Annotated in this window: 25 protein-coding genes and 2 other annotated features; all 25 genes read left to right on the forward strand. The window is 53.1% G+C overall.

All coding sequences use genetic code 11. From position 1 onward, the window contains the following. Window positions 1-2: 2 nt before the first annotated feature. The 25 genes from radA (at window position 3) to fusA (ending at window position 26,625) form a co-directional block, all read left to right on the forward strand. Window positions 3-1,373 (forward strand): DNA repair protein RadA, encoded by a 1,371-nt coding sequence (radA, locus tag NST29_RS00520; protein ID WP_033021064.1) that lies wholly within the window; start codon window positions 3-5, stop codon window positions 1,371-1,373. Between the two features lie 186 nt (window positions 1,374-1,559). After that, window positions 1,560-2,654, forward strand: a complete 1,095-nt coding sequence (locus NST29_RS00525) for a PIN/TRAM domain-containing protein (RefSeq protein WP_033842700.1) — start codon at window positions 1,560-1,562, stop codon at window positions 2,652-2,654. A 20-nt stretch (window positions 2,655-2,674) separates the two neighbouring features. Beyond that, the gene (gene ispD, locus NST29_RS00530) at window positions 2,675-3,361 is read left to right on the forward strand and encodes a 2-C-methyl-D-erythritol 4-phosphate cytidylyltransferase (protein WP_033842699.1); all 687 of its coding nucleotides are present in this window, start codon (window positions 2,675-2,677) and stop codon (window positions 3,359-3,361) included. A 15-nt stretch (window positions 3,362-3,376) separates the two neighbouring features. Then, window positions 3,377-3,859: a 2-C-methyl-D-erythritol 2,4-cyclodiphosphate synthase gene (gene ispF, locus NST29_RS00535; RefSeq protein WP_172418727.1), complete on the forward strand. Its 483-nt coding sequence runs from the start codon at window positions 3,377-3,379 to the stop codon at window positions 3,857-3,859. A 499-nt stretch (window positions 3,860-4,358) separates the two neighbouring features. Continuing rightward, the gene (gene gltX / locus NST29_RS00540; protein WP_033842698.1) at window positions 4,359-5,831 is read left to right on the forward strand and encodes a glutamate--tRNA ligase; all 1,473 of its coding nucleotides are present in this window, start codon (window positions 4,359-4,361) and stop codon (window positions 5,829-5,831) included. Between the two features lie 71 nt (window positions 5,832-5,902). After that, window positions 5,903-6,138 (forward strand) — a binding site (T-box leader). Window positions 6,139-6,331: 193 nt separating this feature from the next. Then, the gene (gene cysE, locus NST29_RS00545) at window positions 6,332-7,006 is read left to right on the forward strand and encodes a serine O-acetyltransferase (protein WP_033021051.1); all 675 of its coding nucleotides are present in this window, start codon (window positions 6,332-6,334) and stop codon (window positions 7,004-7,006) included. Beyond that, entirely contained in the window at window positions 6,984-8,387 is a 1,404-nt protein-coding gene (gene cysS / locus NST29_RS00550) for a cysteine--tRNA ligase (RefSeq protein WP_172418728.1), read from the forward strand. Before cysE ends, cysS begins: the two co-directional genes overlap by 23 nt. Window positions 8,388-8,390: 3 nt before the next feature. Then, window positions 8,391-8,813, forward strand: coding sequence for a Mini-ribonuclease 3 (locus NST29_RS00555; RefSeq protein ID WP_033842695.1), 423 nt, complete (start codon window positions 8,391-8,393; stop codon window positions 8,811-8,813). After that, window positions 8,813-9,550 carry a 23S rRNA (guanosine(2251)-2'-O)-methyltransferase RlmB gene (gene rlmB / locus NST29_RS00560; RefSeq protein ID WP_033842693.1) on the forward strand — a complete coding sequence of 246 codons (738 nt, stop codon included), beginning with the start codon at window positions 8,813-8,815 and terminating at the stop codon, window positions 9,548-9,550. Before NST29_RS00555 ends, rlmB begins: the two co-directional genes overlap by 1 nt. Window positions 9,551-9,553: 3 nt before the next feature. Continuing rightward, window positions 9,554-10,066, forward strand: a complete 513-nt coding sequence (locus NST29_RS00565) for an NYN domain-containing protein (RefSeq protein WP_033021043.1) — start codon at window positions 9,554-9,556, stop codon at window positions 10,064-10,066. 69 nt (window positions 10,067-10,135) lie between these two features. Beyond that, window positions 10,136-10,786 carry an RNA polymerase sporulation sigma factor SigH gene (gene sigH / locus NST29_RS00570; RefSeq protein ID WP_033021041.1) on the forward strand — a complete coding sequence of 217 codons (651 nt, stop codon included), beginning with the start codon at window positions 10,136-10,138 and terminating at the stop codon, window positions 10,784-10,786. 71 nt (window positions 10,787-10,857) lie between these two features. Continuing rightward, window positions 10,858-10,989 carry a hypothetical protein gene (locus NST29_RS00575; protein WP_255358694.1) on the forward strand — a complete coding sequence of 44 codons (132 nt, stop codon included), beginning with the start codon at window positions 10,858-10,860 and terminating at the stop codon, window positions 10,987-10,989. Window positions 10,990-11,025: 36 nt separating this feature from the next. Then, entirely contained in the window at window positions 11,026-11,208 is a 183-nt protein-coding gene (gene secE, locus NST29_RS00580; RefSeq protein ID WP_033021039.1) for a preprotein translocase subunit SecE, read from the forward strand. 111 nt (window positions 11,209-11,319) lie between these two features. Continuing rightward, entirely contained in the window at window positions 11,320-11,853 is a 534-nt protein-coding gene (gene nusG / locus NST29_RS00585) for a transcription termination/antitermination protein NusG (protein ID WP_033021037.1), read from the forward strand. 238 nt (window positions 11,854-12,091) lie between these two features. Continuing rightward, window positions 12,092-12,517: a 50S ribosomal protein L11 gene (gene rplK, locus NST29_RS00590; protein ID WP_033842689.1), complete on the forward strand. Its 426-nt coding sequence runs from the start codon at window positions 12,092-12,094 to the stop codon at window positions 12,515-12,517. Window positions 12,518-12,680: 163 nt separating this feature from the next. Continuing rightward, window positions 12,681-13,382 carry a 50S ribosomal protein L1 gene (gene rplA, locus NST29_RS00595; RefSeq protein WP_033021026.1) on the forward strand — a complete coding sequence of 234 codons (702 nt, stop codon included), beginning with the start codon at window positions 12,681-12,683 and terminating at the stop codon, window positions 13,380-13,382. A 47-nt stretch (window positions 13,383-13,429) separates the two neighbouring features. Then, window positions 13,430-13,588: a sequence feature (ribosomal protein L10 leader region), on the forward strand. A gap of 51 nt (window positions 13,589-13,639) precedes the next feature. Further along, window positions 13,640-14,140, forward strand: a complete 501-nt coding sequence (gene rplJ / locus NST29_RS00600) for a 50S ribosomal protein L10 (protein ID WP_033842687.1) — start codon at window positions 13,640-13,642, stop codon at window positions 14,138-14,140. A 53-nt stretch (window positions 14,141-14,193) separates the two neighbouring features. After that, window positions 14,194-14,562 (forward strand): 50S ribosomal protein L7/L12, encoded by a 369-nt coding sequence (gene rplL / locus NST29_RS00605; RefSeq protein ID WP_033008641.1) that lies wholly within the window; start codon window positions 14,194-14,196, stop codon window positions 14,560-14,562. Window positions 14,563-14,673: 111 nt separating this feature from the next. Beyond that, entirely contained in the window at window positions 14,674-15,276 is a 603-nt protein-coding gene (locus tag NST29_RS00610) for a class I SAM-dependent methyltransferase (RefSeq protein WP_033842686.1), read from the forward strand. Between the two features lie 408 nt (window positions 15,277-15,684). Continuing rightward, window positions 15,685-19,257, forward strand: coding sequence for a DNA-directed RNA polymerase subunit beta (gene rpoB, locus NST29_RS00615; RefSeq protein ID WP_339232576.1), 3,573 nt, complete (start codon window positions 15,685-15,687; stop codon window positions 19,255-19,257). A 113-nt stretch (window positions 19,258-19,370) separates the two neighbouring features. Continuing rightward, complete coding sequence (gene rpoC, locus NST29_RS00620) at window positions 19,371-22,970, forward strand: DNA-directed RNA polymerase subunit beta' (protein ID WP_033021013.1); 3,600 nt, start codon at window positions 19,371-19,373, stop codon at window positions 22,968-22,970. 132 nt (window positions 22,971-23,102) lie between these two features. Then, window positions 23,103-23,351, forward strand: a complete 249-nt coding sequence (locus NST29_RS00625; protein ID WP_033021011.1) for a 50S ribosomal protein L7ae-like protein — start codon at window positions 23,103-23,105, stop codon at window positions 23,349-23,351. A 91-nt stretch (window positions 23,352-23,442) separates the two neighbouring features. Then, on the forward strand, window positions 23,443-23,865 hold the full coding sequence (gene rpsL, locus NST29_RS00630) for a 30S ribosomal protein S12 (RefSeq protein ID WP_033021009.1): 423 nt from the start codon (window positions 23,443-23,445) through the stop codon (window positions 23,863-23,865). A gap of 39 nt (window positions 23,866-23,904) precedes the next feature. After that, complete coding sequence (gene rpsG, locus NST29_RS00635) at window positions 23,905-24,375, forward strand: 30S ribosomal protein S7 (RefSeq protein WP_033021007.1); 471 nt, start codon at window positions 23,905-23,907, stop codon at window positions 24,373-24,375. A 171-nt stretch (window positions 24,376-24,546) separates the two neighbouring features. Then, complete coding sequence (fusA, locus tag NST29_RS00640; protein ID WP_033021005.1) at window positions 24,547-26,625, forward strand: elongation factor G; 2,079 nt, start codon at window positions 24,547-24,549, stop codon at window positions 26,623-26,625. The last annotated feature ends 121 nt before the right edge of the window (window positions 26,626-26,746 follow it).

The following is a 26,746-nucleotide window of genomic DNA, read 5'->3' on the forward strand; positions in this document are numbered from 1 at the left end:
AAATGGTCAAAAAGAAAACGAAGTTTGTTTGTCAAGAGTGCGGTTATGAGTCGGCCAAATGGCTCGGCCGCTGTCCAGGATGCCAAACGTGGAATTCGTTTGTGGAGGAAATCGAGCGGGCGGTTTCTGGGCGCGGCGCGTTTTTTCACACTGAACCGTCCAGTTCGGCCCAACCGGTTCCGATTACGGCGGTCACAGCTACGCAAGAGCCGCGCATCCGAACGAACAGCGCGGAACTCGATCGCGTGCTCGGCGGCGGGATCGTCAAAGGTTCGCTCGTCTTGATCGGCGGTGACCCTGGGATTGGCAAATCGACGTTGCTGCTGCAGACGTCGGCCCAGCTCGCCGCGGCCCGCCACAAGGTGTTGTATATATCCGGGGAGGAATCAGTGAAGCAGGTGAAGCTGCGCGCCGGGCGCCTCCACGCCGAATCAAATGAACTATATGTGTTAGCCGAAGCGAATATGGAATATATTGTAACAGCGGTGGAAACGATTCAGCCTGCCTGTGTGATCATCGATTCCATTCAGACGGTGTACCGGACCGATATTACGTCAGCCCCGGGCAGCGTCGCCCAAGTGCGCGAATGTACGGCCGAGCTGATGAAAATCGCCAAAACGAAAGGCATCGCCATTTTCATTGTCGGCCATGTGACGAAAGAAGGGGCGATCGCCGGGCCGCGCTTGCTTGAACATATGGTTGATACGGTTCTTTATTTTGAAGGGGAGCGGCATCATACGTACCGTATTTTGCGGGCGGTGAAAAACCGCTTCGGTTCGACGAATGAAATCGGCATTTTTGAAATGCGCGACATCGGGCTGCGAGAGGTGGAAAACCCGTCGGAAGTGTTTTTGGAAGAGCGGTCGCGTGGAGCGGCGGGCTCCACGGTCGTCGCGGCCATGGAAGGGACGCGCCCGGTGCTCGTTGAAATTCAGGCGCTCGTTTCGCCGACGAGTTTTGGCAACCCAAGGCGAATGGCGACCGGCCTCGATCACAACCGCGTTTCGCTGCTGATGGCGGTGCTTGAAAAGCGGGTCGGGCTGCTGTTGCAAAACCAAGACGCCTACTTGAAGGTAGCGGGCGGGGTAAAGCTTGACGAACCGGCCATTGACTTGGCGGTCGCCGTCAGCATCGCCTCAAGTTTTCGCGACCGGCCGACCCATCCGGCCGATGTGATCATCGGCGAGGTTGGCTTGACCGGCGAGGTGCGCCGTGTCTCGCGCATTGAACAACGGGTGCAAGAGGCGGCCAAACTAGGGTTTTCGCGCGTCATTGTGCCAAAAAACAATATCACGGGCTGGCAGCCCCCCGACGGCATCCAAGTAATCGGCGTATCACATGTCGCTGAGGCCCTCGAGCATACGATGGTGTAGAAAAGTACAGTAAACAGGCTGAATCTTTTTGCTTTGTCAAACGTAAGAAATTAGTGAGAGTCTCAAATGATCATCGCTTGATAATAGATGTTTGACAGCTGCTTAAAAATGGCGAAAATTACTTTCCAATTGATTTCAAACATGGGAAACTGTTTATAATGTTAAATAGGAGGTGAAAATGGGCCGATGGTGAAACGAATTGTGCAATTGTTTTTTCTTGCCGTAGGCGGAACGTTAGGCGCCATGTTTCTGCCCGATTTGTTTCAGCTGTTAAATGTAAGCGACCTGCCGCTTCTTCATCATTCATATTTGTTGGCGCTCTTGGGGGCCGTTCTGTTCTTTTTACTGACGTTTTGGCTTGTGGATTATGTCGTCGATATGATCCGATGGGTTGAGGAAACATTGGTGAAAGCGCCAGCCGTCGATGTGCTGTTTGGCAGCCTTGGGTTGATTTTTGGTCTCATTATCGCGTTTTTCATTGTCATGCCGTTGCAGTCGTTTCGCATTGAAGTGCTCAATACAGTGCTGCCGGTTTTTTTGACCATTTTGCTCGGCTATTTAGGGTTTCGCGTTGGTTGGAAGAAACGGAATGAGCTGATGAATTTATTTTCACTTTCCAATCGCATGACAAAGAAAAAAAGCGCAGAGGCTGAGAACGAACCGTCAAAAGGTGGCGCCGTCAAAATTTTGGACACGAGCGTCATCATCGATGGGCGGATTGCGGACATTTGTCAAACCGGCTTTTTGGAAGGACCGCTTGTCATCCCGCGATTTGTCCTCGAAGAATTGCAGCATATCGCCGATTCGTCCGACGTGCTGAAGCGGAACCGCGGCCGCCGCGGCTTGGACATTTTGAACCGCATTCAAAAAGAAATGGACATGAAAGTAGAAATTCACGAAGCGGATTTTAATGATGTGCAAGAAGTCGACAGCAAGCTTGTCAAATTGGCTAAGCAGCTGCAAGGGATCGTTGTGACGAACGATTTCAATTTAAACAAAGTATGTGAGCTGCAAAACGTGCGCGTCTTAAACATCAACGACTTGGCGAACGCGGTCAAACCGGTCGTGCTGCCGGGGGAAGAGCTGAACGTGCACGTCATCAAAGACGGCAAAGAGCATAACCAAGGTGTCGCCTATTTGGACGATGGAACAATGATCGTTGTGGAAGATGGCAAAGAATATATCGGCAAACGGGTTGACGTTTTGGTGACTAGCGTGTTACAAACATCTGCGGGGAGAATGATTTTTGCCAAGCTAAAACTGTTGCAAAAAGCGCTTTAGAAGAATAGGGGAAACGTCCAATGAAGTATGAAGCGATCGTGCTGGCGGCCGGACAAGGAAAGCGGATGAACGCCGGCATGAACAAGCAATTTCTTGAACTTGGCGGCGAACCGCTCATCGTTCGGACATTGAAAGTGTTTGACGGCGATGCGCGGTGCGCTGGCATTGTGCTCGTCGTCAATCCGGCTGAACGACAGCGATTGGCGCAACTGCTTGAACGTTATCGCATCCGCAAAGTCACAGCGCTGGCCAACGGCGGACAGGAGCGGCAGCATAGCGTGTATAACGGGCTGCAGGCGCTCAAGGGAGAGGGAATCGTCCTCATCCATGACGGCGCTCGCCCGTTTATTCGCGTCCGGCAGTTGCATGAGCTGGCCGATGCCGCGGTTCAAGACGGGGCGGCCATTCCAGCTGTGCGGGTGAAAGACACGATTAAAAAAGCGAACGGCTTGTTTGTTGAAGAAACGATCGATCGTTCCAGCTTGTGGGCGGTGCAAACGCCACAAGCTTTTCGTCTGTCTTTGATCATGGAGGCGCACGAGGCGGCGAAACGGGATGGTTACCTAGGCACGGATGATGCTAGCCTCATCGAACGGCTCGGCAAGCCGGTGAGGCTTTTGGAGGGAGACTATCAGAACATTAAGTTGACAACACCGGACGATCTGCTGTTTGCCGAAGCGATTTTAGCAAGCCGCCTTGTCGAGTAGAATGGGGGAAAAGATATGTTTCGCATTGGACAAGGGTTTGACGTTCATCAGCTCGTGGAAGGGCGCCCGCTCATCATCGGTGGTGTCCATATCCCATATGAGAAAGGGCTACTCGGTCATTCTGATGCCGATGTGCTGTTGCACGCGGTGGCCGATGCGTGTCTCGGCGCGATTGGCGCTGGCGACATCGGGCGGCACTTCCCTGACACCGATCCGCGTTATAAAGATGCTGATTCAGCCGAACTGCTTGCGCGCGTATGGAGGCTCGTTCGGCAAGAAGGCTATGTGTTGGCGAACATGGACTGTACGATTATTGCGCAAAAACCAAAGATGGCCCCGTATATTGAGGAGATGAGGGCGATCATCGCCCGGCTGCTAGAAGCCGAGCGTTCGCAAGTAAACATCAAAGCGACGACGACAGAAACGCTCGGGTTCACCGGCCGAGGTGAGGGCATCGCCGCACAGGCGGTCGTTTTGTTGCAAAGACAAACAACCTAGGAGGCCGGTGATTTAGGGAAAAATACTGCTGATCCCATCTGTTTCTCAATTAGAGAAACCTTGCACAATCAACTTTCTTTTCTGAATGAACATGCCGCCGATTCGTGTGTGACAGCGGTTTTTCACCGGCCTTCTAGATGGACGGTGAAAAACGGTTGTTTCTTTTAAGCAACGGGAGAGCGTTTGAAAGGTGATCTTGGTGCAACAAGGCTTTTCTATTTGAGAAACTGGATTGGTAAGCGACTTGCCCCCTTCAATCACCGGCTTCCTAGAAGGCCGGTGATTGAAGCGGAACCCGCGAGCAAAACCGTACTTTCGCCAATCCAGTCAGATTGTCTTCTCCGCGGCATGTCGCCACATCATCGTGGTTGGGGTCCTAGTGGAGCGGTTCGCGGACCGACGGGGCGGCGCGGATGGGATGAGCCGTTCATTTTGAACTTTGCGGTCATAAACGGTACAATAATAGCACAAGTTTTGATGGAAGTGGAGGGGTTGGACGATGGCAAAAGAGGTGCGCGTGCGCTATGCGCCGAGCCCGACCGGCCATTTGCATATCGGCGGGGCGCGAACAGCGTTGTTTAATTATTTGTTTGCCCGCCACCACGGTGGAAAAATGATCGTCCGCATCGAGGATACGGATCTTGAACGGAACATTGAAGGCGGCGAACAGTCGCAGCTGGAAAACTTACAATGGCTTGGCATCGACTATGATGAGTCGGTCGACAAAGACGGCGGCTACGGTCCGTACCGGCAGACGGAGCGGCTCGATATTTATCGGAAATATGTGAATGAATTGCTTGAGCAAGGCCATGCGTACAAATGTTTTTGCACGCCGGAGGAGCTTGAACGGGAACGCGAGGAACAGCGGGCCGCCGGCATCGCCGCTCCGCAATACAGCGGCAAATGCCGGCATTTGACCCCGGAGCAAACGGCGGAGTTGGAAGCGCAAGGAAAGCCATATACCATTCGCCTCAAGGTGCCGGAAGCAAAAACGTATGAGTTTGACGACTTAGTGCGCGGAAAAGTGACGTTTGCGTCCAAGGATGTCGGCGGTGACTGGGTGATCGTCAAAGCGAACGGCATTCCGACGTACAACTTTGCGGTCGTCATTGATGACCATTTGATGGAGATCAGCCATGTGTTCCGCGGCGAGGAACATTTGTCCAATACGCCGAAGCAGCTCATGGTATACGACTATTTCGGCTGGGAGCCGCCGCAGTTCGCTCATTTGACGCTGATTGTCAACGAGCAGCGGAAAAAGCTGTCGAAGCGCGATGAATCGATCATTCAGTTCGTTTCGCAATACAAAGAGCTCGGCTATTTGCCAGAAGCGATGTTCAACTTTTTCGCGCTGCTTGGCTGGTCGCCGGAAGGGGAAGAAGAAATTTTTACGAAAGACGAATTGATCCGTTTGTTTGACGTTTCTCGGCTGTCGAAATCGCCGTCGATGTTTGATACGAAAAAGCTGGCTTGGATGAACAACCAATACATGAAACAGCTCGATCTCGATCGGCTTGTTGATCTCGCTTTGCCGCATTTAGTGAAAGCCGGGCGCCTACCGGCGGATATGACGGAGGAGCAGCGGCAATGGGCGCGCGATTTGATCGCCTTGTACCAAGAGCAAATGAGCTACGGGGCGGAGATTGTTCCGCTGTCCGAGCTGTTCTTCAAGGAAGAGGTCGACTATGAAGAAGAAGCGCGTCAAGTGCTGGCTGAGGAGCAGGTGCCGGAAGTGCTGTCTGCCTTTCTAGCGAACGTGCGGGAGCTTGAACCGTTTACAGCCGATGAGATTAAAGCAGCGATCAAAGCGGTGCAAAAGTCGACCGGACAAAAAGGGAAAAAGCTGTTCATGCCGATCCGCGCCGCAGTGACCGGACAAACGCACGGGCCGGAGCTGCCGTTTGCCATTCAGCTGCTCGGCAAACAAAAAGTGATCGAGCGGCTGGAGCGGGCGCTGCAGCAAAAATTTTAACTCCGCTTTGCACGTTCAGGCGGCAAATGTGATATAATAATACAAAGTTTTTGGTGGAACAAGTTCATCATGATAAAGCGTTGACGAGGAAAAGTAGGAGGCATCGGCATTCCAGAGAGAGCCGTCTTGGCTGGGAGCGGCTTATGTGCGGTGCCATCCGAAATGCGCCTCGGAGCCTCCTTTCGAACCGGAACAGAGACGTTCTGCAGTAGAGGGGAGCGGAGCATCTCCGTTATCGGACTCGAGCGAGCGAAGCGTCCCCCCGTTTCGCTAAACAGAGTGGAACCGCGCCAACAGCGTCTCTGTGTCTTCGGCACAGAGACGTTTTTTATTTGAGACAGCTTAGGAGGCTGGTGGAAAACGGTTGTTTCTCTTGAGCAATGGGGGAACGTTTGAAAGGCGCCCCTGATGCGCCAAGGCTTATTTATTTGAGAAACGAGTTTGATAAGCGCCTTTGCTCCCTTAAATCACCGGTCTCTTAGAAGTGGAGGGAGGATGTCATGTTTAAAACATTGAAAGAAGACATTGAAGTCATTTTTGAACAAGACCCGGCGGCGAGAAGCTATTTGGAAGTCATTTTAACGTATTCCGGTCTGCATGCCATTTGGGCGCATCGGATCGCCCACGCGCTTTACAAGCGGAAATTTTATTTCCTTGCCCGCTTGATTTCGCAAATCAGCCGTTTTTTCACCGGCATTGAAATCCATCCGGGCGCGAAAATCGGCCGCCGCTTTTTCATCGATCACGGCATGGGGGTGGTGATCGGCGAAACGTGCGAAATCGGCGACAACGTCACGGTCTATCAAGGGGTCACATTAGGCGGGACGGGGAAAGAAAAAGGAAAGCGCCATCCGACGATTAAAGATAACTGTTTGATCGCTGCCGGCGCGAAAGTGCTCGGATCGATTACGATCGGGGAAAACTCGAAAATCGGCGCCGGCTCGGTCGTGTTAAAAGACGTGCCACCCAATTCAACCGTCGTCGGCATCCCGGGCCGTGTCGTCGTGCGCGACGGGGTCAGGGTGAAGAAAGATTTAAACCATACCGACCTGCCTGATCCGATCGCCGACCGGTTCCGGGAGCTTGAAGAGGAAATCGCTCGGCTGAAAAGCGAGCTTGAGGCATTGAAACAACAAGAAAGGAAGAACGAGTATGAGCAGCATACGGCTTTATAATACGTTGACACGAAAAAAAGAACCGTTTGAGCCGTTGGAACCGAACAAGGTGAAAATGTATGTGTGCGGCCCGACGGTGTATAACTATATTCATATCGGCAATGCGCGGGCCGCCATCGTTTTTGACACGATCCGCCGCTATTTGGAGTTCCGCGGCTATGATGTGACGTATGTATCGAACTTTACCGATGTTGATGACAAGCTGATCAAAGCGGCTCGCGAGCTCGGCGAGAGCGTTCCGGCGATCGCCGAGCGGTTCATTGAGGCGTATTTTGAGGACATTCAAGCGCTCGGCTGCAAAAAAGCGGACATCCATCCGCGCGTGACCGAAAACATCGGTACGATTATCGAATTCATTCAGGCGCTCATTGACAAAGGATATGCCTACGAAGTCGAAGGCGATGTGTATTACCGGACGCGCAAGTTCCGCGAATACGGCAAGCTGTCCCATCAATCGATCGATGAGCTGCAAGCGGGGGCGCGCATTGAAGTTGGCGAGAAAAAGGACGATCCGCTTGATTTTGCCCTTTGGAAAGCGGCAAAAGAAGGGGAGATTTCATGGGACAGCCCATGGGGGAAGGGGCGGCCCGGCTGGCATATCGAATGCTCGGCGATGGCGCGCAAATATTTGGGCGATACGATCGATATTCACGCTGGCGGCCAAGACTTGACGTTTCCGCACCACGAAAACGAAATCGCCCAGTCGGAGGCGCTGACCGGCAAACCGTTCGCGAAATATTGGCTGCACAATGGGTATTTAAATATTAACAACGAAAAAATGTCGAAGTCGCTTGGCAATTTCGTGCTCGTTCACGATATCGTCCGGCAGATCGACCCGCAAGTGCTGCGCTTTTTCATGCTGTCGGTGCATTACCGCCATCCGATCAACTACAGCGAAGAGCTGCTTGAGAGCGCGCGGCGCGGGCTTGAGCGCCTGAAGACGGCGTACGGCAATTTGCAGCATCGCCTGCAGGCAAGCACGAACTTGACGGACAATGATGAGGAATGGCTGTCGCGCCTTGCTGACATCCGCGCTTCGTTCATCCGTGAAATGGACGACGATTTCAACACCGCAAACGGCATTGCGGTATTGTTTGAATTGGCGAAACAGGCCAACTTGTACTTGCAGGAAAAAACGACGTCCGAGAAGGTCATTGCCGCGTTTTTGCGCGAGTTCGAGCAGCTGGCGGGCGTACTGGGGCTTACCTTGAAACAGGAGGAGCTGCTTGATGAGGAAATCGAAGCGCTGATCCAAAAGCGCAATGAAGCGCGAAAAAATCGCGATTTTGCCTTGGCTGACCGCATTCGCGACGAACTGAGAGCCAAAAACATCATTTTGGAAGACACGCCGCAAGGAACGAGATGGAAACGAGGATCGTAAGCGATGATGCCGTTTGAGACAGTCGAGAATGCAGGGCAGTTAAACGGTTTGGCGCTCGCTTACATCGGCGATGCGGTCTATGAGGTGTACGTGCGCCGCCATTTGCTCGCGGCTGGGAACGTTCGGCCGCATGAGCTGCACCGGCGGGCGGTTCGCTATGTGTCGGCGCGGGCGCAAGCGAAAGTCATTTTTGCGCTGCTTGACGAAGGCGTGCTGACCGATGAGGAAAAAGAGATTGTTCGCCGCGGCCGCAACGCCAAATCCGGCACGATCCCGAAAAACACGGATGTGCAAACATACCGGCACAGCACGGCCTTTGAAGCGCTGATTGGGTATCATTTTTTAGTGAATAACGAAGCACGGATTATGGAATTGATCAGCCGTTCCTTTGCCATTATTGAAAGGGAAGAAAGGGCGTTGGAATGATGGACTACATTATCGGTAAAAATCCGGTCATTGAAGCGCTCAAAGCGGGGCGTGACATCAATAAAATTTGGATCGCTGAAGGGGCGCAGCGCCATACCGTCGAACCTGTGCTTGAATGGGCGAAACGGCGGGGCGTGCTCGTTCAATACGTCCCGAAACGCAAGCTGGACCAGATGGCGGAAGGGGCCCATCAAGGGGTGATCGCCCAGGCGGCGGCCTACCGCTACTATGAAATCGATGACTTGTTCGCTCGCGCCGCCGAGCGGGGTGAGGTGCCGTTTTTTCTCATCTTGGACGAGCTTGAGGATCCGCATAATTTAGGGGCGATCATGCGCACTGCTGATGCCGTCGGGGCGCATGGCCTCATCATTCCGAAACGGCGTTCGGTTGGGCTGACCCCAACGGTGGCGAAGGCTTCGACCGGGGCGATTGAGCACGTTCCGGTCGCGCGTGTTACAAACTTGGCGCGGACGATGGACGAGCTAAAAGAGCGCGGCGTCTGGATCGCCGGCACCGATGCGGCTGCCAAAGATGACTACCGTTCGCTCGATGGCACGATGCCGCTGGCGCTCGTGATCGGCAGCGAAGGGAAAGGGATCAGCCGGTTGGTGCTGGAAAAATGCGATTTTTTGATCCGACTGCCGATGCGCGGGCACGTCACCTCGCTCAACGCCTCTGTCGCCGCCAGCCTGCTCATGTACGAGGTGTACCGGAAGCGGTATCCGTTAGGGGAATAGCCGATGAACATTTTGATTGTCGACGGCTATAACATGATCGGTGCTTGGCCGGCGCTCCGGCGGTTGAAAGAAGAGGGCGATCTGGCAGCGGCAAGGGATTTGTTAATTGCGAAATTGGCCGATTATAAAGGATTCACCGGCGATCATGTCGTCATTGTGTTTGACGCCCATCTCGTGCAAGGCAATGAAAAAAAATATAAGCATTATGATATTGACGTCATTTTTACAAAAGAGCATGAGACAGCCGATGAACGGATTGAACGGTTGGCAAAAACATTGATGAACGCGCGCACGAAAGTGTACGTCGCTACCTCCGACTACACCGAGCAGTGGACGGTGTTCAGCCAAGGCGCCTTGCGCAAATCGGCCCGCGAGCTGTTATATGAGGTCGAATCGGTCGAGCGGGACATTTCCAAAAAACTGAGCGATATCAAACAGCACACCCCAACCTCGAAAATGCCGCTCAGTGACCAAGTTGCCGAAATCTTCGAAAAATGGCGAAGAGGGCAAAAATGAGCGGTTGACGCTGTAAAAATTTGTCCTGTATAATAACTAATAGCGAGTTATGCGGTCGGGGGGATCAGCGTGGGGGAATGCGTCAACGTACATAAAATCAAGGATTATCGCCACCTTGATGACGAACAGCTTGTTGCGCTTGTTCACGAGGGGGATCGGGAAGCGCTCGATTTTTTGATCCACAAGTACCAAAATTTTGTGCGCGCTAAGGCCCGCTCCTATTTTTTGGTCGGCGCTGACCGGGAGGATATCGTGCAGGAAGGGATGATCGGCCTGTATAAGGCCGTCCGCGACTTCAAGGGGGACAAGCTTTCTTCGTTTAAAGCGTTTGCAGAACTTTGCATTACTAGGCAAATGATCACCGCCATTAAAACGGCGACCCGCCAAAAGCATATTCCGCTCAATTCATATGTGTCTTTGGACAAACCGATTTATGATGATGAATCGGATCGCACGCTGATGGACGTGCTGTCCGGCACGCAGGCGACCGATCCGGAACAGCTGATCGTCAACCGTGAGGAAGTAGGGGACATTGAGTTGAAGATGGCTGAGCTGTTAAGCGACCTCGAGCGGAAAGTGCTCGCGTTATATTTGGATGGGCGCTCGTACCAAGAGATTTCTGAAGAATTGAACCGCCATGTCAAGTCGATTGATAACGCCTTGCAGCGCGTCAAGCGGAAGCTGGAAAAATACTTAGAATATCGTGAAGTTCATTTGTAGGTGGCGTGTCGGGCAGCGACAAGGAGAAAAACATGACATTGACAGCGGGACGGACAGTATGATAAATTTTTATGGACATCTGGCTGAAACAGGCGGAACGTTGGAGCGTCGAACAGCGCCGTTGCCGCGCAGACGATCGGCGCGCGCCTAGTGCTGACCAAGATGCGGCAAGCGTGCGGTCCATCGCCAAATCAAACCGGTGATGGAGACAGTTTGGAGCGATCGTGGAGGTACGAGTGATGCAGCGGATAACAAATTTTTTGCGTGAAGTTGTGCGCGAGCTAAAAAAAGTAAGCTGGCCCAACCGGAAGGAATTGGTGAACTATACGGCGATTGTGTTGGCTACGGTGGTGTTTTTCACCGTCTTTTTTGCCGTTGTCGACCTCGGCATTTCCGAACTCATTCGTCTTTTGTCTGAATAAGCAGGCGAATGATATGCTATAATGAAAGATAATCGCACGAGCATGGAACCCGGCAACGGGTTTTTGTTTTGCGCAAAAATGGGATAAAAACCGCCCGAGGGAGGCTCGCTGATGGAGAAAAACTGGTATGTCGTCCATACCTATTCGGGATACGAAAACAAAGTGAAGGCGAATTTGGAAAAGCGTGTTGAATCGATGGGGATGCAGGATAAAATTTTTCGCGTCATCGTTCCGGAAGAGACCGAGACCGACGTGAAAAACGGAAAACGAAAAACGACCAAGAAAAAAGTGTTTCCTGGCTATGTGCTTGTTGAAATGGTCATGACGGACGACTCATGGTATGTAGTGCGCAATACGCCGGGGGTGACCGGATTTGTCGGCTCAAGCGGAGCCGGCTCAAAACCGACGCCGCTGATGGAGGAGGAAGTCAAACTAATTTTGAAGCGGATGGGCATGCCGCTCGCTGAGGTGGACGTCGACTACGAAGTGAACGAAATGGTCCGCATCAAAGAAGGGCCGTTTGCGAACTTTGTCGGGAAAATTGAAGCTATTGACCCAGACAAGCATAAAGTGAAACTGTTGATCGATATGTTTGGGCGCGAAACGCGGATGGAGCTCGAGTTTTCCCAAATTGAAAAAATCTAGCTGGATAAAGAACTTGCAATTACTAGGGAAAAGTGATACTATTTTAAAGTCAGTATGTCTCTGAACCGGAGACATCAAGCAATGAACTTATACCGGCGCGTATAAGGGAGCCTGTTATTGTTCTGCTGATCCTCTCAACGGAAACGGGAGATATCGAAACGGCTCATAAGATGGGGAGCCGGATGAGTGGGAGGGGCAATCCCTAATACCACATCACGGACGTAAGGAGGTGTGTCTCGTGGCGAAAAAAGTCATCAAGGTCGTCAAATTGCAAATTCCTGCAGGAAAAGCGAATCCGGCGCCGCCAGTAGGTCCTGCGCTCGGTCAAGCCGGTGTCAATATTATGGCGTTTTGCAAAGAGTTTAATGCTCGCACGGCTGATCAAGCAGGGTTGATCATTCCGGTTGAAATTACGGTTTTTGAAGACCGTTCGTTTACATTCATCACGAAAACGCCGCCTGCCGCTGTATTGCTGAAAAAAGCGGCTGGCATTGAATCGGGCTCCGGCGAACCGAACCGCAACAAAGTGGCGACGATCAAACGCGACAAAGTGCGTGAGATCGCCGAGCTGAAAATGCCGGATTTGAACGCGGCGAGCATTGAAGCTGCCATGCGCATGGTCGAAGGCACGGCCCGCAGCATGGGCATCGTGATTGAAGACTAATGCTGTCGCGCGGCTCGGGAGGAGAGGTTGCATCAAGTGGCAACCTCTTTCTCCATGAATGACACTTGCCTGCCGCGCCTTTCTTCACTTTTTTCGCAAGGTGAAGAGCGTTTCGTGTGGGAGGTTTTTTCCGCTACAACCACAACCGAGGAGGATGTTTTATATGCCAAAAAGAGGAAAAAAATACTTGGAAGCATTGAAGCTTGTTGATCGCTTTAAAGCGTACCCGATTGCCGAAGCGATCGAGCTCGTGAAAAAAACGAACGTAGCGAAATTTGACGCCACGGTCGAAGTCGCGTTCCGTTTGGGTGTTGACCCGAAAAAAGCGGACCAGCAAATCCGCGGCGCTGTCGTCCTGCCGCATGGCACAGGGAAAGTCGCGCGCGTGTTGGTGTTCGCGAAAGGGGAAAAAGCGAAAGAAGCGGAAGCCGCTGGCGCTGACTATGTCGGCGATACCGAATATATCAACAAAATCCAGCAAGGCTGGTTTGACTTTGACGTCGTCGTTGCTACGCCGGACATGATGGGCGAAGTCGGGAAACTCGGCCGCATCTTAGGTCCGAAAGGCTTGATGCCAAACCCGAAAACCGGAACCGTCACGTTTGACGTCGCGAAAGCGGTGCAAGAAATCAAGGCCGGGAAAGTGGAGTACCGCGTTGATAAAGCAGGGAACATCCATGTTCCAATCGGCAAAGTGTCGTTTGACAACGAGAAGCTGGCTGAAAACTTCGCCGCTGTTTACGAAGCGATTTTGAAAGCGAAGCCGGCGGCGGCGAAAGGGACGTACGTGAAAAACGTCACCATTACGTCAACGATGGGCCCTGGCATCAAAGTCGATCCGTCGACGGTAGCTGTCGCGCAATAACCGTTGACTTTTGCTTGCCCATCTGCTAAAATGCCATTTGGTTGAGCAAATGAATATCATTTGTACCGTAGACAGTAGGTGCCCGTTTGCGGCTTAATTTCCTACCGAGGTATGTGGACGATAGAACAGCGCGCTGTCTGTTTTCCGTTCGGTGCGCTGAACGACACCTCCATGTCTACGCGGCATGGAGGTTTTTTGTTGAACGCCCAAGCGGTATAAGTGGTATTCTTCGATTCTTTTCACAGGAGGTGCAGAACGTGTCGAGCGCGATTGAACTGAAAAAACAGGTCGTCGCTGAAATCGCGGATAAATTCCGGGCCAGCAAGGCGACGGTCATCGTCGACTACCGCGGCTTGAACGTGGCGGAAATGACCGAGCTGCGTAAACAGCTGCGTGAGGCGGGCATTGAGTTTAAAGTGTACAAGAACACATTAACCCGCCGGGCGCTCGCGGAAGTCGGCTTGGAAGGATTGGATGAAGTGTTTACGGGTCCGAACGCCATTGCCTTCAGCAATGAAGATGTCGTGGCGCCGGCGAAAGTTTTAAGCGAATTTGCTAAAACGCACGAGGCGTTGGAAATCAAGGGCGGTGTCATTGAAGGAAACGTCGCCAGCAAAGAAGAAATCGACGCCTTGGCCAAACTCCCGTCCCGCGAAGGCTTGCTTTCGATGCTGCTTAGCGTTCTTCAAGCCCCGATCCGCAACTTGGCGCTTGCGGTTAAAGCGGTGGCTGACAAGCAAGAAGAGCAAGGCGCGTAACAGCGCGCTCGGATATGCGTAAACGATCATGATCAAAAAAGGAGGAAGTCACGATGACGAAAGAACAAATCATTGAAGCAGTGAAAAACATGACGGTATTGGAATTAAACGAACTTGTTAAAGCGATTGAAGAAGAATTTGGCGTAACGGCTGCGGCTCCGGTTGTTGTAGCGGGCGGCGCAGCGGCTGGCGCTGAAGCGGCGGCTGAGAAAACCGAATTCGATGTCATCCTCGCTGACGCTGGTGCGCAAAAAATCAAGGTCATCAAAGTCGTTCGCGAACTTACTGGCCTTGGCTTGAAAGAAGCGAAAGACTTGGTTGACAACACGCCGAAACCGATCAAAGAAGCTGTCTCCAAAGAAGAAGCTGAAGAAATTAAAGCAAAACTCGAAGAAGTTGGCGCGAAAGTCGAAGTCAAGTAATGGCTGCGCCGCTGAAAAAAGAGGCTGGCCCGAAGCAAGGGTCGGTCTCTTTTTTGTTACACTATGGGATGAAGGCGGTGCAATCTGTCAGCAAAAAAGGAGGGAACGATCGTGAGTGAGCATTATTACTCGGTCCGTCCAGCGTCGGAGCGAAATCCGCAAACGTGGACGTACGTGCTGCGAGGACATGAATTCCGCTTCACGACGGACAGCGGAGTGTTTTCGAAACGCGACGTGGACTTTGGTACACGCTTGCTAATCGAAACGTTCGAAGAGCCTGAAGTGGCGGGGGATTGGTTGGATGTCGGCTGTGGATACGGGCCGATCGGGCTGGCCTTGGCTCGATCGTTTCCGGATCGGCGTGTTCACATGATCGACATCAACGAACGGGCGCTCGAGCTGGCGGAGACAAACAGGCGAGCGAACGCGATTGCCAATGCGGTCGTGTACCAAAGCGACCTGTTTTCCGCAGTCGGTGAACAGCGGTTTGCGGCCATTATCACCAATCCGCCGATCCGGGCCGGCAAGCGGGTCGTGTACGCAATTTTTGAACAAAGCCGCGATCATCTGCTTGATCAAGGCGAGCTATGGGTGGTCATCCAAAAAAAACAAGGCGCCCCTTCCGCTTTGCAAAAGCTGAACGAATGGTTTCCCGTTGTAGAAGTCGTCGCCAAGAAAAAAGGATATTATATCATAAAGGCGAAAAAATGTTGACACCGTTTTTTGATTGTGGTAGCATTATAAAATGCTAAATAGGCACATTTCCCGTGTAAAGGGGAGACGTATAATTTTGTGTGCAATGGAAAAAATGATAAAATCCATAAGCAATGAACCATATGGTTTTCTATTGCAATAGAAACCATTTTCTTTTTTTCCCCATTCAACGCCTGGTTTCCTCGCACCGGGAGCGTGTTGAAATCCCCTTTCCCGAAACGGTGGTGCACGCAAGCAAAGCCGTTTCCGCCCGGACGGCGGGGGCCGGCCGCAAGCATGCCTGCTTTGCCCCGGAATGACGGAGCGGGCCAACTGATAGGGATGGTTTTTTATGTCCCTTCCGATCCGTTGGCGACCACGTTCCGGTTCCGGTTTTCATAATGTCTACATTTGAGGGGTGAATCACTCTTGACAGGCCGACTGGTTCAATACGGGCGACACCGCCAACGCAGAAGCTACGCACGCATTAGCGAAGTGCTGGAATTGCCGAACTTGATTGAAATTCAAACGTCCTCTTACCAATGGTTTCTCGATGAAGGGCTGCGGGAAATGTTCAAGGAAATTTCCCCGATCGAAGATTTTTCCGGCAATCTCTCGCTTGAATTTATCGACTATAGTTTAGGAGAGCCAAAATACTCGGTGGAAGAGGCGAAAGAACGCGATGTTACATATGCGGCTCCGCTTCGCGTCAAAGTTCGCCTGATCAATAAGGAAACGGGCGAAGTGAAGGAACAAGACGTGTTTATGGGTGATTTTCCGCTCATGACGGAAACCGGGACGTTTATCATCAACGGAGCGGAACGCGTCATTGTGTCCCAGCTCGTTCGTTCACCAAGCGTGTACTACAGCGACAAAGTGGACAAAAACGGCAAGCGCGGCTACTCGGCGACGGTGATTCCGAACCGCGGCGCATGGCTTGAGTACGAAACCGATGCGAAAGACGTCGTTTACGTGCGTATCGACCGCACCCGCAAACTGCCGGTGACGGTGCTTCTTCGTGCGCTCGGGTTCAGCTCCGACCAAGAAATCATCGATCTGCTTGGCGACAATGAATACTTGCGCAATACGCTCGAAAAAGATAATACCGACAGCACAGAAAAGGCGTTGATCGAAATTTATGAGCGCCTCCGTCCAGGCGAGCCGCCGACGCTTGAGAACGCGAAAAGCTTGCTTGCGTCGCGCTTTTTTGACCCGAAACGCTACGACTTGGCCAGCGTGGGGCGCTATAAAATCAACAAAAAGCTTCATATTAAAAACCGGCTGTTCAATCAGCGGCTCGCTGAGACGATCGCCGACCCGGAAACCGGGGAGGTCATTGCGGAAGCGGGAGCGATGATCGACCGCCGAACGCTGAACCGTCTTCTTCCTTATTTGGAAAAAGGCATCGGTTTGCGAACGTACCGACCGATTGAAGGGGTGGCGGACGGCGACATTTCCGTGCAGACGGTCAAAATTTACGCCCCGAATGATTTAGATGGCGACAAAGTGATCAATGTCATCGGCAACGGCTTTATTGCTGAGGATGTGAAACATATTACGCCAGCGGACATCATTGCGTCGATCAGCTATTTCTTCAACTTGCTCCACGGCGTCGGCGATACGGATGACATCGACCATTTAGGCAACCGCCGCCTCCGTTCGGTCGGCGAACTGCTGCAAAACCAATTCCGCATCGGCCTATCGCGCATGGAGCGCGTTGTGCGCGAACGCATGTCGATCCAAGATACAAATACGATTACACCACAGCAGTTGATCAACATTCGGCCAGTCATTGCGTCGATCAAAGAGTTTTTCGGCAGCTCGCAGCTGTCGCAGTTCATGGATCAAACGAACCCGTTGGCCGAACTGACGCATAAGCGCCGCCTGTCCGCGCTTGGCCCTGGCGGATTGACGCGCGAGCGCGCCGGGTTTGAGGTGCGCGATGTTCACTATTCGCACTACGGGCGGATGTGTCCGATCGAGACGCCGGAAGGTCCGAACATCGGCCTCATCAACTCGTTGTCGACCTACGCGAAAGTGAACAAGTTCGGCTTTATTGAGACGCCGTACCGGCGCGTTGACCCGGAAACAGGGAGAGTAACCGACCATATTGATTATTTGACGGCCGACGAGGAAGATAACTATGTCGTGGCGCAGGCGAACGTGCCGCTTGCCGAAGACGGAACGTTTCTTGAAGAAAACGTCATCGCCCGTTTCCGCGGCGAAAACATCGTTGTCAAGCGCGACCGCGTCGACTACATGGACGTTTCGCCCAAACAAGTCGTCTCGGCCGCGACCGCTTGCATTCCGTTTTTGGAAAACGACGACTCGAACCGCGCCTTGATGGGAGCCAACATGCAGCGACAAGCGGTGCCGCTGCTCGAGCCGGAAGCGCCGATCGTCGGCACGGGCATGGAGTACGTCTCGGCGAAAGACTCCGGCGCGGCGGTCATTTGCAAACACCGCGGCATTGTCGAACGCGTGGAGGCGAAGGAAATTTGGGTGCGCCGGCTCATTGAAGTCGACGGCAAAGAAGTCAAGGGTGATTTAGATAAATATCGGCTGCTGAAATTTGTGCGCTCGAACCAAGGCACGTGCTACAATCAACGGCCAATTGTGAAAAAAGGCGACATTGTCGAGAAAGGCGAGATTTTGGCGGACGGTCCGTCGATGGATAAAGGCGAACTCGCTCTTGGCCGCAACGTGCTCGTCGCCTTCATGACATGGGATGGTTACAACTATGAGGATGCCATCATTATGAGCGAGCGGCTCGTCAAAGAAGATGTGTACACGTCAATTCATATCGAAGAATACGAAGCCGAATCGCGTGATACGAAGCTCGGCCCGGAAGAAATTACGCGCGACATCCCGAACGTCGGTGAAGACGCGCTGAGAAACTTGGATGAACGCGGCATCGTCCGCATCGGTGCAGAAGTGAAGGACGGCGACTTGCTCGTTGGCAAAGTGACGCCAAAAGGGATGACCGAACTGACGGCTGAAGAACGGCTGCTGCACGCGATCTTCGGGGAAAAAGCGCGCGAGGTGCGCGATACGTCATTGCGTGTGCCGCACGGCGGCGGCGGCATCGTCCTCGATGTCAAAGTGTTCAACCGCGAAGACGGCGACGAGCTTCCGCCAGGCGTCAACCAATTGGTGCGCGTTTACATTGTGCAAAAGCGAAAAATTTCCGAAGGTGACAAAATGGCTGGTCGCCACGGGAACAAAGGGGTCATTTCCCGTATTCTTCCGGAAGAAGATATGCCGTTCTTGCCGGATGGCACCCCGGTTGATATCATGCTAAACCCGCTCGGCGTTCCGTCGCGGATGAACATTGGGCAAGTGTTTGAGCTGCACCTTGGCATGGCGGCGAAAAAGCTCGGCTTGCATATCGCCTCTCCGGTCTTTGACGGCGCAACGGAAGAGGATGTATGGAACATTCTCGAAGAGGCCGGCATGGCCCGCGACGCGAAAACCGTGCTGTATGACGGCCGCACCGGTGAGCCGTTTGACAACCGCGTGTCAGTCGGGATTATGTACATGATCAAACTCGCCCACATGGTGGACGACAAGCTTCACGCTCGCTCGACGGGCCCGTATTCGCTCGTCACGCAACAGCCGCTTGGCGGCAAGGCGCAGTTTGGCGGCCAGCGCTTTGGCGAAATGGAAGTATGGGCGCTTGAGGCGTACGGAGCTGCCTATACGCTGCAAGAAATCCTAACTGTCAAGTCCGATGACGTCGTCGGCCGCGTCAAAACGTACGAGGCGATCGTCAAAGGGGAGAATATCCCTGAGCCGGGGGTGCCGGAGTCGTTTAAAGTGTTGATTAAGGAATTGCAAAGCTTGGGCATGGACGTCACGGTTTTGACGAGCGACGAGCAAGAGATCAACATGGAACACTTTGATGACGATGACGACCATGTTCCGGACGCCATTATGGCTGACGTCAAGCCGGTTGAAGCGGAAGAAGCTGACGAAGAAAAAGATGTCGTGACGAAAGAGTGAAGCGGTCATGACGGTTAGGCGGGGGGATTCCCCCGCCGCCGGCCGTTCGAGCGGATGGACGGCAAACAAGCCATGGAGCAAAACCGACGGATCAAATAAGGGAGGTATACCCCTTGCTGGATGTCAATAAATTTGAGTACATGAAAATCGGGCTCGCTTCCCCAGAAAAAATTCGTTCTTGGTCGTACGGCGAAGTGAAAAAGCCGGAGACGATCAACTACCGGACGCTGAAGCCGGAAAAGGACGGCCTGTTTTGCGAGCGCATTTTCGGCCCGACGAAAGACTGGGAGTGCCACTGCGGCAAATATAAGCGCGTTCGCTACAAAGGCGTCGTCTGCGACCGTTGCGGCGTCGAAGTGACGCGTTCGAAAGTTCGCCGCGAACGGATGGGCCATATTGAGCTCGCCGCCCCGGTGTCGCACATTTGGTATTTCAAAGGGATCCCAAGCCGAATGGGGCTCGTCCTTGACATGTCGCCGCGGGCGCTTGAGGAAGTCATTTATTTTGCTTCCTACGTCGTCACCGACCCGGGCGATACACCGCTTGAGAAAAAACAGCTGCTGTCGGAAAAAGAGTACCGCGCCTATCGCGAAAAATACGGCCAATCATTCCAAGCGTCGATGGGGGCGGAGGCGATCAAAAAACTGCTCCAGGACATTGATTTAGATAAAGAAGTCAACGCGCTGAAAGAGGAGTTGAAAACGGCGCAAGGTCAGCGGCGCACCCGCATCATTAAGCGCCTAGAGGTACTTGAGGCGTTCCGCAGCTCAGGAAACGATCCAGCATGGATGGTGCTTGATGTGCTGCCGGTCATTCCACCGGAATTGCGCCCGATGGTGCAGCTTGACGGCGGTCGGTTTGCGACGTCGGACTTAAACGATTTGTACCGCCGCGTCATCAACCGCAACAATCGGCTGAAACGGCTTCTCGACCTCGGCGCGCCGAACATTATCGTCCAAAACGAGAAACGGATGTTGCAAGAGGCCGTTGATGCGTTGATCGACAACGGCCGCCGCGGCCGTCCGGTGACGGGTCCCGGGAACCGTCCGTTAAAGTCGCTCTCTCATATGCTGAAAGGGAAGCAAGGCCGCTTCCGGCAAAACTTGCTCGGCAAGCGGGTCGACTATTCCGGCCGTTCCGTCATTGTCGTCGGCCCGAACTTGAAAATGTATCAATGCGGCTTGCCGAAAGAAATGGCGCTTGAGCTGTTTAAGCCGTTTGTTATGAAGGAGCTTGTCGAGCGGGGCTTGGCGCACAACATTAAAAGCGCGAAACGGAAAATCGAGCGCGTCCATCCGGAAGTATGGGATGTGCTCGAAGATGTCATTAAAGAACATCCGGTGCTGTTAAACCGCGCCCCGACGCTGCACCGTCTCGGCATTCAGGCGTTCGAGCCGACGCTTGTCGAAGGGCGGGCGATCCGTCTTCATCCGCTCGTTTGTACGGCGTACAACGCCGACTTCGACGGCGACCAAATGGCCGTGCACGTGCCGTTGTCGGCTGAGGCGCAAGCCGAAGCGCGCTTGTTGATGTTGGCGGCGCAAAACATTTTGAACCCGAAAGACGGCAAACCGGTCGTTACCCCATCGCAAGACATGGTTTTAGGAAACTACTACTTGACGATGGAGCGCGAAGGGGCCATCGGCGAAGGCATGGTGTTCAAAGACACGGACGAGGCGTTGCTTGCTTATCATAACGGTTACGTCCATCTCCATTCGCGCATCGCCATTCATGCCGGCTCGCTGAACAACGAAACGTTTACTGAGGAACAAAACAGCAAGCTGCTCCTGACGACCGTCGGCAAGCTCATTTTCAATGAAATTTTGCCGAAGTCGTTCCCGTACATCAACGAGCCGACAACGGAAAACATTGAAGGGCGGACGCCGGATAAGTACTTCCTTGACAAAGGGGTCAACGTGCGCGAAGAGATTCGCAAACGCGAGCCTGTCCCGCCGTTTAAGAAAAAAGTGCTCGGGCAAATTATCGCTGAAGTGTTCAAGCGTTTCAAAATTACTGAAACATCGAAAATGCTTGACCGGATGAAAGACCTCGGCTTCCAATATTCGACGAAGGCGGGCATCACGATCGGTGTCGCTGACATCGTCGTTTTGCCGGAAAAACAAGAAATTTTGGATGAAGCGCAAACGAAAGTCGATACGGTTTTGAAGCAGTTCCGCCGCGGATTGATTACCGACGAAGAGCGGTATGAGCGCGTCATTTCCATCTGGAGCGCGGCGAAAGACAAAATTCAAGACCGGCTGATGAAATCGCTCGACAAGCGCAACCCGATTTTTATGATGAGCGATTCCGGCGCTCGCGGGAACGCCTCGAACTTTACGCAGCTTGCGGGGATGCGCGGCTTGATGGCCAACCCGGCCGGCCGGATCATCGAGCTGCCGATCAAGTCGTCGTTCCGCGAAGGTTTGACGGTCTTGGAATACTTTATCTCCACACACGGCGCGCGGAAAGGGTTGGCGGATACGGCGCTCAAAACAGCCGACTCGGGTTACCTCACGCGCCGCCTCGTCGACGTGGCGCAAGACGTCATCGTCCGCGAGGAAGATTGCGGCACCGACCGCGGCATTTTGGCGCGAGCGCTGACCGACGGCACAGAAGTGGTGGTCAAGCTCGAGGAACGGCTTGTCGGCCGCTATGCGCATAAAACGGTGCGCCATCCGGAAACGGGAGAGGTGATCGTTCGCAAAGACGAGATGATCACCGAAGATATCGCCAATGAGATCGTGAAAGCCGGCATAACGGAAGTGTGGATTCGCTCCGTCTTCGCCTGCAACACGCGCCATGGCGTCTGCAAAAAATGTTATGGCCGCAACATGGCGACCGGCATGGACGTCGAAGTTGGCGAAGCGGTCGGCATCATCGCCGCTCAGTCGATCGGCGAGCCGGGCACGCAGCTGACGATGCGGACGTTCCATACAGGCGGCGTCGCCGGCGATGATATCACCCAAGGGTTGCCGCGGGTGCAAGAGCTGTTTGAAGCGCGCAATCCGAAAGGGCAAGCCGTGATTTCGGAAATCGACGGCACGGTTATTTCGATTAACGAAACGCGCGACAACCAATATGAAATCGTCGTCCAAAGCGAGGTGGAAACGCGCACGTACGTAGCGCCGTACAACGCGCGGCTGAAAGTCCAAGAAGGGCAGGGTGTCGAACGCGGCCAAGAGCTGACGGAAGGCTCGGTTGACCCGAAACAGCTGCTGCGCGTGCGCGACATCACGTCCGTCCAAGAATACTTGCTCCGCGAAGTACAAAAAGTTTACCGGATGCAAGGGGTGGAAATCAGCGATAAGCACATTGAGGTCATGGTGCGGCAAATGCTGCGCAAAGTGCGCGTCATTGATGCCGGAGACACCGACGTGCTGCCGGGCACGCTGTTGGACGTTCATCAATTTACGGACGTCAATGCCCAAGCTCTGCGCGAAGGAAAACGCCCGGCCACGGCTCGTCAAGTGCTGCTTGGCATTACCAAAGCCTCGCTGGAGACCGATTCGTTCTTGTCGGCTGCTTCGTTCCAAGAAACAACGCGCGTCTTGACGGATGCAGCCATCAAAGGAAAACGCGATGAGCTCCTTGGCTTGAAGGAAAACGTCATTATCGGAAAATTGGTCCCGGCCGGAACCGGCATGGCTCGCTATCGCAACGTAAAACCGGCCATCAAGAAAGAAACGGCCGGCGACCCGGTTTCGTCCAAATAATGTGAACGGCGCCGCCCGCTAAGGTTATCCTTAGCGGCGGCACCGACTGCAAAATGCTGTTGACAATCGCCAAAGAAAATGGTAGTCTAATAAAGGTGTTCCAACAACCTGGTACTTTGGAGGATATGTTACATGTCTTATGAAAAAGTATTACAGGCTGGGAAAATTGTGATTGGAACCAAACAAACGATAAGGGCTTTAAAGGAAGGGAAAGCGGTAGAAGTGATCGTGGCGACGGATGCCGACTCGCCGATCATCGAGCAAGTGACGACGGCCGCCAATGAGGCGAATGTGCCGGTCACGAAAGTCGATTCGATGAAAAAGCTCGGCAAAGCTTGCAAAATCCAGGTCGGCGCGGCCGCGGTGGCGATTCTTCGCTAAGCGCTTTTCTTTTGCCTTTAAACCTTTGTTTGCATAAAAGATGAACCGCCTGGATATGTGGGCTTAAAACACGCGAAAGGAGGAGCTTTTCATGCCTACAATCAACCAACTGGTCCGCAAAGGACGCGAGAAAAAAGTATTTAAGTCAAAATCCCCTGCGTTGAACAAAGGGTACAACAGCTTCAAAAAAGAACAAACGAACGTGTCGTCTCCGCAAAAGCGCGGCGTATGCACGCGTGTTGGCACAATGACGCCGAAAAAACCGAACTCGGCGCTTCGGAAGTACGCCCGTGTCCGCCTGACGAACGGCATTGAAGTAACGGCCTATATTCCGGGGATTGGCCACAACTTGCAAGAGCATAGCGTTGTGTTGATCCGCGGCGGACGTGTCAAAGACTTGCCAGGGGTGCGCTACCATATCATCCGCGGCGCGCTCGATACCGCTGGCGTAGCGAACCGGATGCAAGGTCGTTCGAAGTACGGTGCGAAAAAACCAAAAGCAGCGAAAAAATAATGAAATGAAGAGAATGTTTTCCTGAAGGGAGGAAACACTATGCCACGTAGAGGCCCTGTTGCTAAGCGTGACGTATTGCCGGATCCGATTTACAATTCCAAACTGGTTACCCGTCTGATCAATAAAATTATGGTTGACGGCAAAAAATCGAAAGCACAAAAAATTCTTTATACATCGTTTGATATGATCCGTGAACGCACGGGTAAAGATCCGATGGAAGTGTTTGAGCAAGCGTTGAAAAACGTGATGCCGGTGTTGGAAGTGCGCGCTCGCCGCGTCGGTGGGGCGAACTACCAAGTTCCGGTCGAAGTCCGTCCGGACCGCCGCATTTCCCTCGGTCTGCGTTGGCTCGTGCAATACGCCCGCCTTCGCAATGAAAAAACGATGGAAGAGCGCTTGGCAAACGAAATTATGGACGCTGCCAACAACACGGGCGCAGCGGTGAAAAAACGCGAAGACACGCACAAAATGGCCGAAGCGAACAAAGCTTTCGCCCACTACCGCTGGTAAGGACCGCCGCTTAACTTAAAAGGAATAGGTGAGAAGGCACGATCGCTGCCTGTTCACCTATCTTCCTATATATTGGAGCTTTTTTCAGCAAGGCTGTTCCGCTTTGTGAAAGAAAAGAGGGCGGCGCCATCTGTTTATACTTTATATTGAAGGAAGGAGAAAATAACCGCTATGGCACGAGAGTTCTCCTTAGAAAACACTCGCAACATCGGGATCATGGCGCACATTGACGCCGGGAAAACGACGACAACCGAGCGGATCTTGTTCTACACCGGCCGCGTTCATAAAATCGGGGAAGTGCACGAAGGCGCAGCCACGATGGACTGGATGGAGCAAGAACAAGAACGCGGGATTACGATTACGTCGGCGGCGACAACGGCGCAATGGAAAGGCCATCGCATCAACATCATTGACACGCCGGGGCACGTCGACTTTACGGTTGAGGTTGAGCGGTCGTTGCGCGTGTTGGACGGCGCGATTACCGTATTGGACGCGCAATCCGGCGTAGAGCCGCAAACGGAAACCGTTTGGCGTCAAGCAACGACTTACGGTGTTCCGCGGATTGTGTTTGTCAACAAAATGGACAAAATCGGCGCCGATTTCTTGTATGCGGTAAAAACGCTTCATGACCGCCTGCAAGCAAACGCGCATCCAGTGCAGCTGCCGATTGGCGCTGAGGACCAGTTTTCTGGCATCATCGACCTTGTCGAAATGTGCGCGTATCATTATCACGATGAGCTCGGCAAAAACATCGAGCGCATCGACATTCCGGAAGACTACCGCGATATGGCGGAAGAATATCACGCCAAGCTCATTGAAGCGGTAGCTGAGCTTGACGAAGAGCTGATGATGAAATATTTAGAAGGGGAAGAAATCACGAAAGAAGAGTTGAAAGCGGCGATCCGCAAAGCGACGATCAGCGTGGAATTCTTCCCGGTCTTCTGCGGCTCGGCCTTCAAAAACAAAGGCGTTCAGCTGCTGCTTGACGGGGTTGTCGACTACTTGCCGTCTCCGATCGACATTCCGGCGATTCGCGGTATCGTTCCGGATACGGAAGAAGAAGTGACTCGCGAAGCGCGTGACGACGCTCCATTTGCGGCGCTCGCGTTCAAAATCATGACCGACCCGTATGTTGGAAAATTGACGTTCTTCCGCGTCTATTCCGGCACGCTTGATTCCGGCTCGTACGTCATGAACTCGACGAAACGCAAACGCGAACGGATCGGCCGTCTCTTGCAAATGCACGCGAACCACCGGCAAGAAATTTCGAAAGTGTATGCCGGCGATATTGCGGCCGCAGTCGGTTTAAAAGACACGACGACCGGCGATACTCTATGTGATGAGAAAAATCTTGTCATTCTTGAATCGATGCAGTTCCCAGAGCCGGTCATTTCGGTGGCGATCGAACCAAAATCGAAAGCCGACCAAGACAAAATGAGCCAAGCGTTGCAAAAATTGCAAGAAGAAGACCCGACATTCCGCGCTCACACCGATCCGGAAACGGGACAAACGATCATCTCGGGAATGGGCGAGCTGCATCTTGACATCATCGTCGACCGGATGCGCCGTGAATTCAAAGTCGAAGCGAACGTCGGCGCGCCGCAAGTCGCTTACCGTGAAACGTTCCGCAAATCGGCGCAAGTCGAAGGGAAGTTTATCCGTCAGTCCGGTGGCCGCGGTCAATACGGTCACGTTTGGATTGAATTTTCGCCAAACGAGCGCGGCAAAGGCTTCGAATTCGAGAACGCCATCGTCGGTGGGGTCGTTCCGAAAGAATACGTGCCAGCCGTTCAAGCGGGGCTGGAAGAAGCGATGCAAAACGGCGTCTTAGCCGGCTATCCGGTTGTCGACATTAAAGCGAAACTGTTCGACGGATCGTACCACGATGTCGACTCGAGCGAAATGGCGTTCAAAATCGCCGCTTCCATGGCGCTGAAAAACGCCGCCGCGAAGTGTGATCCGGTTCTGTTGGAGCCGATCATGAAAGTGGAAGTGGTCATTCCTGAAGAGTACCTTGGTGACATCATGGGTGACATCACGTCCCGGCGCGGCCGCGTTGAGGGAATGGAAGCGCGCGGCAACGCTCAAGTCGTTCGCGCGATGGTGCCGCTGGCCGAAATGTTCGGTTATGCGACATCGCTCCGTTCGAACACGCAAGGGCGCGGAACATTCTCGATGGTGTTTGATCATTACGAAGAAGTTCCGAAAAACATCGCCGATGAAATTATCAAAAAAAATAAAGGCGAATAATTGATTTCTTTTGCTAGTTTCGCTATAAATACTTATGTAAGTAAGACTTGGGAACATTTTGTTCCCAAGCATCCTATACTTAACAACCATATCCATTATATTTTCATTTTTAAGGAGGATC

The sequence above is a fragment of the Geobacillus sp. FSL W8-0026 genome (assembly GCF_037966255.1).
GTDB classification, from domain to species: domain Bacteria; phylum Bacillota; class Bacilli; order Bacillales; family Anoxybacillaceae; genus Geobacillus; species Geobacillus icigianus.